Origin of the sequence: Actinophytocola sp. (genome assembly GCF_035942955.1) — a bacterium.
GTDB lineage: Bacteria > Actinomycetota > Actinomycetes > Mycobacteriales > Pseudonocardiaceae > DASYTH01.
The window spans coordinates 1-10,810 of record NZ_DASZCQ010000084.1; the positions used below are offsets into that span (position 1 = coordinate 1).

General features: G+C 70.0%; 12 protein-coding genes. 4 read left to right on the forward strand and 8 right to left on the reverse strand.

Translation table 11 applies throughout. The features are described 5' to 3' along the window. A partial coding sequence (locus VGX25_RS09020; protein WP_414635738.1) for a carboxymuconolactone decarboxylase family protein occupies positions 1–323 on the forward strand: 323 nt, incomplete at its 5' end. A gap of 148 nt (positions 324–471) precedes the next feature. Here the strand turns inward: VGX25_RS09020 and VGX25_RS09025 are convergent. The 3 genes from VGX25_RS09025 to VGX25_RS09035 all read right to left on the reverse strand — a co-directional run bounded on the left by VGX25_RS09025 (position 472) and on the right by VGX25_RS09035 (position 2,918). Then, positions 472–855, reverse strand: coding sequence for a VOC family protein (locus VGX25_RS09025; RefSeq protein WP_326917176.1), 384 nt, complete (start codon positions 853–855; stop codon positions 472–474). Between the two features lie 14 nt (positions 856–869). Then, positions 870–1,628 carry an ArsR family transcriptional regulator gene (locus tag VGX25_RS09030; protein ID WP_326917177.1) on the reverse strand — a complete coding sequence of 253 codons (759 nt, stop codon included), beginning with the start codon at positions 1,626–1,628 and terminating at the stop codon, positions 870–872. A gap of 417 nt (positions 1,629–2,045) precedes the next feature. After that, positions 2,046–2,918, reverse strand: a complete 873-nt coding sequence (locus VGX25_RS09035) for a LysR family transcriptional regulator (RefSeq protein WP_326917178.1) — start codon at positions 2,916–2,918, stop codon at positions 2,046–2,048. Between the two features lie 74 nt (positions 2,919–2,992). On the opposite strand from VGX25_RS09035, the gene VGX25_RS09040 reads away from it, so the two are divergent. The 3 genes from VGX25_RS09040 to VGX25_RS09050 all read left to right on the forward strand — a co-directional run bounded on the left by VGX25_RS09040 (position 2,993) and on the right by VGX25_RS09050 (position 4,607). Continuing rightward, positions 2,993–3,520, forward strand: a complete 528-nt coding sequence (locus VGX25_RS09040) for a cysteine dioxygenase family protein (protein WP_326917179.1) — start codon at positions 2,993–2,995, stop codon at positions 3,518–3,520. Positions 3,521–3,596: 76 nt separating this feature from the next. Then, complete coding sequence (locus tag VGX25_RS09045) at positions 3,597–3,863, forward strand: hypothetical protein (RefSeq protein ID WP_326917180.1); 267 nt, start codon at positions 3,597–3,599, stop codon at positions 3,861–3,863. A 48-nt stretch (positions 3,864–3,911) separates the two neighbouring features. Continuing rightward, positions 3,912–4,607 (forward strand): hypothetical protein, encoded by a 696-nt coding sequence (locus VGX25_RS09050; protein WP_326917181.1) that lies wholly within the window; start codon positions 3,912–3,914, stop codon positions 4,605–4,607. A gap of 12 nt (positions 4,608–4,619) precedes the next feature. Here the strand turns inward: VGX25_RS09050 and VGX25_RS09055 are convergent, their stop codons facing one another. From VGX25_RS09055 to VGX25_RS09070, 5 genes are all read right to left on the reverse strand, one after another. Then, complete coding sequence (locus VGX25_RS09055; protein ID WP_326917182.1) at positions 4,620–5,522, reverse strand: DUF4231 domain-containing protein; 903 nt, start codon at positions 5,520–5,522, stop codon at positions 4,620–4,622. A 33-nt stretch (positions 5,523–5,555) separates the two neighbouring features. Next, a complete protein-coding gene (locus VGX25_RS09060; protein WP_326917183.1) occupies positions 5,556–8,399 on the reverse strand; it encodes a toll/interleukin-1 receptor domain-containing protein in 2,844 nt (947 codons plus the stop codon). Between the two features lie 141 nt (positions 8,400–8,540). Beyond that, entirely contained in the window at positions 8,541–10,118 is a 1,578-nt protein-coding gene (locus tag VGX25_RS09065; RefSeq protein WP_326917184.1) for a right-handed parallel beta-helix repeat-containing protein, read from the reverse strand. A gap of 112 nt (positions 10,119–10,230) precedes the next feature. Further along, positions 10,231–10,395, reverse strand: coding sequence for a LuxR C-terminal-related transcriptional regulator (locus VGX25_RS35625; protein ID WP_414635740.1), 165 nt, complete (start codon positions 10,393–10,395; stop codon positions 10,231–10,233). Next, positions 10,389–10,810 (reverse strand): hypothetical protein (locus VGX25_RS09070; protein WP_414635739.1); only part of this gene is annotated, 422 nt, incomplete at its 5' end. The genes VGX25_RS09070 and VGX25_RS35625, both read right to left, overlap by 7 nt.

Consider the following 10,810-nt stretch of genomic DNA (forward strand, 5'->3'; position numbering starts at 1 on the left):
CCGCCGGCCACGAGGTGGCCGGCGGCGTGCTGCGCGGCGACGACGGGCCGCTGGACTCCACCGAGCAGGCGCTGGCCCGCTGGGCGCGTGCGATGACCCGCGACCCCAACGCCACCGGGCCGGCTGATGTCCAGCGGCTGCGCGACGCCGGCTACGACGACGCGCAGATCCTCGCGATCACCACGTTCGTCGCCCTGCGCGCCGCCTTCGCCACCGTCAACGACGCGCTCGGCGTGCGGCCCGACCGCGAGCTGACCGAGACCGCTCCCCGGGCGGTCCGCGACGCCGTCACCTACGGTCGACCAGCCGCTACCACACCGTGATCGTCCGCGCCCGCGTCGCCGCCGAGGTGCGGTTCGGCGTGGTGGCCGCGATGGCCGAGGAGGTCAAGGCCCGCCACGCGCTCCCGGTCGTCCCGCCCGCGCCGCGCCGGTCGTGGTCCGATGGTCCACTGTGGATGATCGGCCCGAGTCAGGGTGCGGCGGGTTGGAACAGCTCGATCAGGTTGTCGGCGGGGTCGGCGAGCAGGATCTGGCGTCCGCCGGGGCCGGCGACGACCTCGCTGCGGAACGTCAGGCCGGCGTCGCGCAGCCGGTCGACCTCGGCGTCGAGATCGTCGACTTCGAGGTGGATGCGGTTGCGGCCGGCGGTGGCGGCGTCCTGCGGGGTGGCGCGGGCGCCGGAGCTCGCCGGTCCGGACAGCAGCAGCCGCAGCGGGCCGCGGATGACGTCGGCGAAGGCGGACCCGGGGTTGGTGTTGAGGGTGAACCCGAGGTGCGTGGTGTAGAAGTCGATGGCCGCCGGCACGTCGTCGACGAGGTAGCGGACGCTGGCGTACTGGCCGGGCGTGATCATGGCCGAACCTCCTTTTAACGGTGGGTGGTGGCGAGAACGGGCAGCAGGTGCCGGATGCGGGTGTCGATGTCCGACGCGGTCCGCCGGAACCGCGGGTAGCCACCGTCCGCTGTGGATGGATCGGGGATGCTCCAGTGGCTGCGGCGCGGGTGGTTGCCGAACTCCGGACAGGCCTCGCGGGCCTTGTCGCACAACGTGATCACGTGATCGAACCGGCGGCCGGCGAGGGTGTCGAGGTGTCGCGGTCGCCGGTCGGGAAGGTCGATGCCGAACTGGTCACGCAGGACCCGCACGGTGTGCGGGTGCAGGTGGGGTCTCGGGCTGCTGCCGGCGCTGGAAACGGTGACACGGCCGGCGGTGTGGTGACGCAGCAGGGCTTCGGCGATCGGTGAGCGGGCGCTGTTGCCGGTGCACACGAACAGCACGGCGAGGCGTCGGGACCCCTTGTGGCGCAACGGTGGCGCGGGGTCACTACGCAGCGCCGGGTGCAGCGCGGCGCCGGCGTCGGCCAACGCCTCGGCGCAGCGGTCCAGATCAAGGTGGTAGTAGCTGTCCCGGCCGTCGAAACTGCTGCGGGTGACCGTGACCAGCCCGCCGTCGCGCAGCAGCCGCAGGTGGTAGGAGACGAGGTTCTGCGGCTGGCCGAGCAGGGCCACCAGTTCACGGACCCGGTGGTCGCCGTCGGCCAGCGCGGTCAGCAGCTGCCAGCGCAGCGGGTGGGCCACCAGCCGGACGAACGCCGGTGACTCGGCCGTGTGGCCCGAGGACGTCATGCCCGCATAGTACATCAAACTGGTTTGATGGATCTAGCGGGTGCCGCGGGGCGTCATCAATGCAATTGACGCGGTCGTGCGATTCTGCGATGATGATTACGTTCATGGAGGAACAGGAGAAGTCATGACGAACACATTGGAGCGAGGGATGTGGCGCTGTGCCGAGGGCGCCTTGATCGCTGCCGTGTGCGTGTCCGACGGCTCCACACGGTCCACATCGGCCCTGCTCAGCGGCATCGGCTCTCCACCATGACGTAACGGCACGTCAGGTCAGGGAGCCGCCCATCGGGTAACCGATCCGGGCGGCTTTCTCTATTTCGTGCGCCCTGAAATCAATTCTTTTCCGTCGGCAATTGAAGGAGCCATAGTGGACAGGACGTGGCGCCGCAGGGCGTCGAATTGACGGTACTCAATGGACTAGGTGGCCGAGGTGGCGGCCTCGGTGAGCGCCGTGAGGAGCGCGGTGGTCGGGGGTGGATCGGGCGGCTCGCCGTAGGTTGCGGCGTAGACGTGCCGGGGTGAGCCGGGGAGCCGGGTAGCCAGGATGCCCTTGGCGCGGTGGGCGCGAAGGGCCAGGCCGGGGATCGTGGTGACGCCCAGCCCGGCGGCCACAAGTGCCTGCATGACCACCATGTCGTCGGTGGTGTAGCCGATGTGCGGCGTGAAGCCTTCTTCGGCGCAGACCGACAGCAGGTGGCTGCGGCACCGTGCGCAGCCGGCGATCCAGGTGGCGTCGCGCAGCGCGGCGAGGGTGGCGCCGCGGCGGTGGGCCAGCAGGTAGAGCGGGTCGGTGAGGAGGTGGTGCAGGCGCACGCCATCGGGTTCGGGCTCGGTGTCGTCGTAGCGGAAGATGAGCGCGACGTCGATCCTGCCGGCGCGCAGCAGCTCGAGCGCCTCCGGCGGATGGGTGTCGGTCAGGCTGATCCGCAGCCCCGGATGCCTGCCGGCCAGCGCCGCCACCGCGCGCGGCACGAGTGAGCCGATGGCGGAGGCGAAGCCGGCAAGGCGCACCCGCCCGGCGGTCAGCCCGACGTGGGCGGACAGCTCGGCGTCGGCGGCGTCGATCCGCCCGATGATCTCGGTCGCCCGGTCGGCCAGCAGCCGCCCGGCCTCGGTGAGGCGGATGCCGCGCCCGACCCGTTGCAGCAGCTGCGCGCCGGTCTCGGCCTCGAGCCGGGCGAGGTGGTGGCTGACCGACGGCTGCGCGTAGTGCAGCTCCCTGGCCGCGGCGGTGATCGATCCGAGCCGGGCGACGGCCTCGAGGACGCGCAGCCGGGTGACGTCCAGCATGCATCAATCCTATCGATGAATCAGCAAGAAACCAGGCATTGGACCTATGGGTCGATCGGGCGCAGGCTGAACGCATGACGACGACACACACCCGCCCCGGGATCGCACTGAGCCACCTGGTCGACGGCGTCCGCACCGCCGTCGCCGCGCACGCGAGCTGGGCGGACACCGCGCAGCTGGTCGCCGGGCAACTCCGCGGGCGCCTGCCCGGCCCCGACGTGCTCACCGCCGAGCAACGGCTCGGCTCGCCGGACGGCTACCGCAGCCACACCCTGCACGTCGAGCCCGACGGCTCGTTCTCGATCATCGCGCTGGTCTGGCGTCCCGGCCAGCTGACCCGCATCCACGACCACGTGACGTGGTGCGTGTTCGGCGTCATCCAGGGGACCGAGCACGAGGAGCTGTTCGACGAGGACCTGAACCCGATCGGCCGCAGCGACAACCACGTCGGCGACGTCAGCGGCTTCGCCCCGCCCGGCGACATCCACCGGGTCCACAACACGTCCGACACCACGGCGATCTCGATCCACATCTACGGCACCGACGTCACCCGCATCGGCTCGAGCGTCCGCCGCTACTACGACGCGGCACCGGCCGCCTGATCATCGTCCAGTGTAGACAGTCGAGGTGGTACGGCGGCTCTGGTCATGCTCGAGCGTGATGATCTAGTGTGCGGGCATGGCGTGGCTGGCGACCATATCGAGGGCCGAGGCGGCCGGAGAGCTTGCGGAGACCTATGCGGCGATGGCCGCCCGGCCCATTCCGGAGGCGTACCGGCCGCCGCATGACGACGCCCCGGGCATCATCCGGGCGCACAGCCTCGATGCCGAGCTGATGCGCCGCACGTTCGCGGTGTCCGGGTCGCTGCACCGCTCGGCGCTCGGCTGGGCGGAGCGGGAGCTGATCAGCAGCGTCACGTCGCGCACGAACCAGTGCTTCTATTGAACGTCGGCTCACGCAGAGTTTCTGCGTGTCGCCAGCGGTGATGCCGCGTTGCCGGAGACCGTGCTCAAGGGCGAGGACGACCTGCTGCCCGCGCGCGCCGCCGAGCTTGCCCGGTTCGCAGCCACCCTGACCGCGGCGCCGTGGTCGATCACCCCCGAGCACGGCGCGCGGCTCGCCGCGCAGGGTCTGGGAAGCGACGCCATCGAGGCGGCCACCGGCGTGGTGGCCATGTTCAACTACCTGACCCGGGTGGCCGACGCGTCGGGCATCGAGTTCGACTACGTGTCGCCGCTTCCGGTGTTCCAACCGGACCGTGACCGCGAGCCCGTGCCGCGGCCGGACCGCGCGTCGTGGCCCGTCGTCCCCGCCGAACACCGCAGGCTGCCTGGCTTCCTGGCAATGGCGCAGGCGTGGCGGCAGTGGCGCGAGTACGTCTTCGACACCGAGGAGCCGCTGTCCCGCCGGGAACGCCGGCTGCTGGCCGCCGCGGCCGCGCGGGAATGCTGCGACCGCACGCGGGCCGACGAGTTGGCCGACCACACCCCACGGGACGACCGGGAGTCTCTACTGGACTCGTTCGCCCGCAAGCTGTCCCGCCAACCGTGGCGGATGGCCGCTGCCGACCTGGCGGCCCTGCGCGACGCCGGCTACCCGGAGCCCGCCCTTCTCCACGCCATATCCGTGGTGGCATTGCAGAACGCCGAGTCCCGCCTGGCCATGGGCCGCGGTCTGACCGCCGGATGATCTCCTTGCGCGTCAGCTCGAGGCGCGTGACCGGGAGGCGCGCCACATGGTGTGCTCGCGGCTCACCGCTTCCTCGGAGTCGGCGACCTCGGCCGCCCAGGCTTTCTCGTCGGCGACGAGCTCGAGGCGTCCGCGGGCGATGGTCAGCTCGTTCGCCGCGAAGGTGTACGCCCGGGCGAGCGTGGAGAACTGCCTGAGGCTGATCCATGCCGTCCCGGTTGCGATGACCGCCGCGACGATTCCCGCGAGGTCGAGGTTGACGTAACCAACCGCCTTGGCGAGCGCGGCGCAGACGCCGAGCACCTCGAAGATCACCAACGCCGTGCGCCACCGGCCGGCGAGCTTGTCGTTGAGCCGGGCCTTCCTGGAGTACCACTCCTGCTGGTCGCCGATCCGGGACCGGAGGTAAGCCGCCTTCCGGGTGGGCAGGTCGCTGGCTCGCAGCGCCGCCATCCGTTCCGTGACGACCGGACGCCGCGACGGTGTGATGCTCGTGGTCGGCGCCTCTTCAAGAAGGCGCGCCAGCTGCTCGATGAACCGTCGTTTGACCGCGTCCTCATCGTCCTGTTTCGCGAACGGAACGCCGCCGACGCTGTACCGCCAGGCGAGGCTCTTGGCGGATTCGGCAAGGGCCCGGCCGTCGTACCACCGGTCTTCCGGCCGGACGGACTTGACGGTGAGCTCGGTCAACGAGATCGCGACCAAGGCGAGCGCGGTACCGATCGCGGCCAGGTCTATCCCGCGCGAACCGACCTTCCAGGTGACGACCCCGGTGATCGCCGCGACGATGACCAGGATCAGCCGGAACCGGACCGCCGTCACGTACCGCCGTTGACCTTCCAGCGAGGCCGCGTCGGCCGCCTCGAACAACCCGGGAAGGTCGGTGTCGGCAAGTCCTCCGTCAACGGTGGTCACGGCCGCCACCTCCGCATCGTCCACACCGGCCGCTCACCGCCGGCAGCGCAGGTCGGCCGGGGGATCGGAGGCGGCGACCCGGCGCCAGTCGGCCGGGGTGAGATCGCGGCCGGCCGCCTCGCAGGCGACGTCGAGCCACGCGTCCTCGGTGAGCCGCCAGTAGACGAGCTGGCCACCCGAGGTCGCGGTGATGAGCTCGCCGGTGTTCCGCGTCGCGGTCAACGTGGTCACCGACCAAGGATCGGTGACGGACGACCGGGTCATCGGCGGCAGCCGAATGGAACCGAGAACGTCGCCGGACTCGAGATCGGAGATCACTGCCGTGCCGTCGCCCCGCAGCCGCGCCAGCAGACCGGTATGCGGAATGACGGTGAGCGCGTCGGCGTAGCCGATGTTGCCGGTGATCGTGCGACGCTTGGTCGTCCCGGTGACATCCCACACGTCCAGCGAATCGTCCTCGTGCTGCACGAACAGGTTGTCGTTGCTGAACGTCACGGACACCGCGGGGTCGCCCGGCAGCTCATGTGACGTGCCGCTCTTGGCGTCGATCACCACGACCGGACCGCTGACGGACTGGTCGAGGGCGACGAGCGCGGCCGTTTCCGCGGCGCCGTTGACCGCGGAATGGTCGGCGAACGCCCGGCTGTTCCCGGCAAGCACGCTCGGCGTCGAGGTCCGCACCTCGCCGCTGGCCGCGTCGCGAATCTGCAGGCCGCCGACCTCGTCGGCGAGCACAACCCGGGACCCGTCCGCGGAAAACTGGGCGCCGATGATGGTGGCCTCGCCCCGCGCCGGCCATTGCGCGGTCACGCGCCCATTTTCCAGGAGGTCGGCCGCACCACCATTGGTGAACAGGAGCAGCCGGCCGCCGTCCGGGCTCCACAGCGGAACCCGGTATCGGTACTCCGGGTCGAGGCGCGTGGTCGTCAACTCCGGTCCGGAGAAATCATGGATGGCCGGGCCGGCGACCCAGTCCGCGTTCCAGTCCTGCCCGGCGTCGTTGGTCACCGCAACCCGCGTGCCGTCGGCCGTGACGGCGATTTGTGGTATCCCGCCCGCATTCGGAGAGGACGGCAGGTCGGCTCGTGGTCGCACGCTGAGCGGGGAAGCCTGGGCAAGGTTCCACAGGGTCAGCGCGCCTTCCGCCGCGGAGACGAGCTCCGGTCCATCGCCGAGAAACGCGAGAGCCTCGGCGCGCCCCTGCCCGCTGAGGTGAATGGGATCCGGTAGGTCGCCGCCCGCGTTCCAGATGAGGCGCGCGGCGTACAGCGATCCACCGCCCGCGGCCGCGACGTACGTCCCCCGATCGCTGATCCTGAGCAACTCGGGCCGCGATATCGGCATGCTGGCGCCAAAATAGCCCGTCCCAGCGGCCAAGTCGACTTCGTCGTGGTCGTAGGTGATGTTGTGGTGCGCGACGACATTCTGGTACTTCATGTAGGCGAAATATTCGGCAGTTGCCGAGTATCCGGCCACAAAGTGGCCAGCTGGCACTCTTTCCCGGGTATCACTCGGCGCCCCGGTCGTCGCGAGTGCGTCGGTGGACAGGTGTCGCCACAGTCCGCCGCCGTTCATCGCCGTGATCGTGTCGTCGTCCACCAGGGCGAGCTCGGCCCAATAACTGGTGGGCGTATGGTTGACCTGCTTGCCCGTTTGGCCGTCTACCAGGGTCAATGTGGCATCGGTCCGGTCGGGATCGTAGGAGGCCGTTTCCTGATAGGCGAGTGTGGCGGCCAGCTTGCCGGACGGTGATATGGCGACCTGTTTCACGTTGACGTCGGCAGCCGGGACGGGCCGGCGGTTTCCCGCGGCATCCCACAGCAGCGTCGTCGAACCGTCGGTGGCGATGACCTTTCCGCCGTCAGCGCTGATCGCCACGTCCACGACGGGAGCGCCGCCGACGGTGATCTCGCTGACCGTGTTGCTTGCCAGATCCCAACGCACCGCCCGACCGGTCTCGGTGCCGGCGACGGCGACCCGCGCGTCGGCCGAGCCGGCGATCGCCGTGACCGGGACTCCGATCGGCAAGGTGCGCACCAGGTTGGGGCTGGCGGTGACGCTCTGGAAGAGCGCGGAGCGGGTTTGCGGGCCGCGTTCCATCCGGTACGCCTCGACCGCAAGCAACTGGGCGAGATCGATCCGCGTGCCCAGATTCGCCGCCGCGCTGGCGGCCAGCTGGCGGGCGGTGGCGATCCTGGCCTGGTTCACCGCCTCGTTTCGTTGCACGACGGCCACGCTGAAACCGATGACGGACAGCACGAGAAGCAGCGCAAGGGCACTCGCCGCGGACCAGGCGAGCCGGATCGTGCGGCGGTGTTGCCGGATGTGCTCGCCGACCAGCAGGTCCTTCGGTATTTCGCGGATTGTCGCCACGATGTCGGCGACGCATTCCCGCAGCCGCGGGTTGGATCGGTCGACCTGGTCGGCCTCGTGCAGCCAGCGCAGGTCGACCCAGCGCGGCTCGGCGTCGAGCGCGCCGTGCAGTGCCGGCGGCAATGCCGTGCTCGCAGCGTCCGCCACGTCGCCGCGTTCCTGATTCCAGCTGAACTCCCCGCTCGTCAGCACGATCAGCAGACGGTCGGGGGAGCGATTCGCCAGCCACCAGGAGACTTCCTGGTTGACCCATGGCGACCGGGCGGCCTCCGGAGAAGCCATCAGGATCAGCCAGTCGGACCGGGACAACGCGCGCTCGATGGCCGACCACAGATCGGGCTGTGCGGACAGGCTCGCATTGTCCCGGAACACCCGCAGCATGCGCATTCGAAACCACGGCTTGGCGAAGCGTTCGATCTCTCGTTGCAGGGTCGGTGCCAGCTTGCCGTCCAAGGCGTGACTATAGGAGATGAACGCGCTGTAGGTGGCTTTGTCCGGCGACACAACCCATCCCGTATTCGATTGGACGCTGATGCGGCGCACAGCCTACAGCCAACCGATCGGCGGCCCGCATCCGTGGCGGGCCAGGCAATTACCGGCGGCGGGACCGGGCCTTTCGGCCGATCCCGCCGGGTGTGCGGTCGGTCAGAAGCGGGCGCCCACGTTGGCGCCGTTGCTCGGGCGGAGGAAGGTGGAGGACGGGATCGAGCCGTCCGCGGCTCGTGGTCCGGTGATCGTGCTCGGATCGGTGCTGACCAATGACCAGGAGCCGCCGAGATCCCAGGAGTTGCCGCTGCCGCTGGAGTTCGAGCCCAGCGACACCTGGGTGCCGTTGGCCACGGCGAGGTTGGCCGTCAGGGTGCTGTCGGAACGGTCGAAGTCGAACCCGGTTCCCGGGTTGTCCCATGCGGTGCAACGCTCGATCCGGTGCTGGCCGGGGTTGTTGTTGTCGATGATGCCGCTCACCGCGTTGTCCCACGTCATGCTGTTGCGCAGGGTGTGGTTGGCCGCCACGCCGTTGCCGCCCAGCTTGAACCCGTTGCCGTCGCCGGTGAAGTCGGGGAGGTTCCAGCGGTTGAACCCGTTGCCCCAGGCGAGGCTGTTCTCGGTGAGGATGGGCGAGGAGAACATCCAGTAGTCCAGGCCGTCGTCGGAGTTGTTCCACAGCCGGGCGCCGCGCACCACGTTGCCGGTGCCGGAGCCTTCCTTGATGGCAAGGCCGTCGGCGCTTTCCCCGTTGTTGCGCGGGTCGCGGTTGCCGTAGCTGTCCAGGTTCAGGATCTGGTTGTTGCTCGACGACAGGAACAGGTGGAACCCGGACTCATAATTGTCCCGCGTGACGAGGCGGTCGTAGATGTTGTTGCTGGAGTCGAGACCGAAGACGCCGTACGGACCGTGGATGATCTCCAGGCCGATCAGCCGCCAGAAGTCGCCCTCGATGTGGATGGCGCCCCGCTCCGGCCGCGGGATGCTGCCGCCCGGCGGATCCGGGGTGTGTGGCATGTTCTCCCCGTCGATGATCACCCGCTCGCCGTTGTAGTTGCGCATCGTGATGGGCTGGCTGGACGTGCCGTTCTTCAGGATCTGGATGTTGGTGCTCGGCGCGTACGTGCCGCCCCTGATGAAGATGGTGTACCCGGGCTGGGCGAGGTCGACCGCGCGCTGGATGGTGCGCAGCGGCGCGGCCAGCGTGCCAGGACCGCTGTCGTTGCCGTTGGTCGCCACGTACAGCGTGTTGCCCGGCGGCGGAGGGCTCTCCCAGATGAAGTCGATGGAGTCGATGTTGGGCAGGCCGGCCGAGGTGGTCGGGTCGAACCGGATCGTGCTGTTGCCCGACGGCACGGTGAAGGTGACGGTCGTCGTCGCCCACGTCGTCCACGCGCCGGTCCCCTCGAACGACACCGACCGCACGGTCGCACCGTTGACGATGACGTCGGCCGGCCGGTTGCTCGTGGTGCCGTTGGCGAACCGGACCTCGGCCAAGGCTGCGCCCGACGTGCCCGCGTTGACGGTGAACTGCGCGTAGGCGCCGACCGCGTTGGTGCCGTTGCAGAATCCCGTCCCCGAGAATCCGGCCCAGTTGCTGTCGATCGTGCCCGTGCAGACCGCCGGCGCGGTCTCGGCCTCGTAGCGCACCCCCGCGGCCGCCGCCGTCGACGCCGGCACCGCGATGACCGCGCCGGCCGCCAACGTCAGTCCGGCGATGAGCGGTTTCCATGCCATCAGCGCGTTCCCCTGTCCGGTAAGGATCTGCGGTTCACCTTGCCGACCACGCTAGGGACAGCCGGTTGGACAATCGCGGACACCACGTGGACTTTGGAGCGGCCGGGGCGCCTCACAGCCAGCCCGACCGGGCGACGTGCCAGCCCGGTTGGAAGCGGGTGCGGACGCCCGCGGTGATCATCAGGGTGTGGATGTGGCGGTGGATCGTGCGGGTGGACAGCCGGAGCTGGCTGGCGATGGGGCGGTCGGTGAGACCGGCCAGCAGCAGGGTCAGGATCTTGTGATCGAGCTCGTCGAGCGTCGGGGTGGGGTTGGCGTGCGGCGGCCATGTCCGCTCCCAGACGGCGCCTCACAGCCAGCCCGACCGGGCGACGAGGGCGTCGAGGAGCCCGCTGCTGTGATGATCATGGCGGCCGGCGGTGCGGCGGGGTCGCCGGCGAGGGGGAGCATGGCCAGGGCCCGGTCGGCGATCGCGAGCTTGGTGGGGACCCGGTCGACCACGCGGACCTCCTCGCCGGACTCGATGGCCGAGGTCGCGTCGGCGGTGGCGCCGGTCTGTTCGAGGACGGCGCGTTCGATGACGGCGCGGTAGCGGACGCCGTCCTCCTCGGCGAGTAGCCGACGGCCGCGAGGATCGAGGTGCCGGAAACGGCGCCGACCCGCGTCGTCGTGAAGAGGTTGTGGTCGTGCCG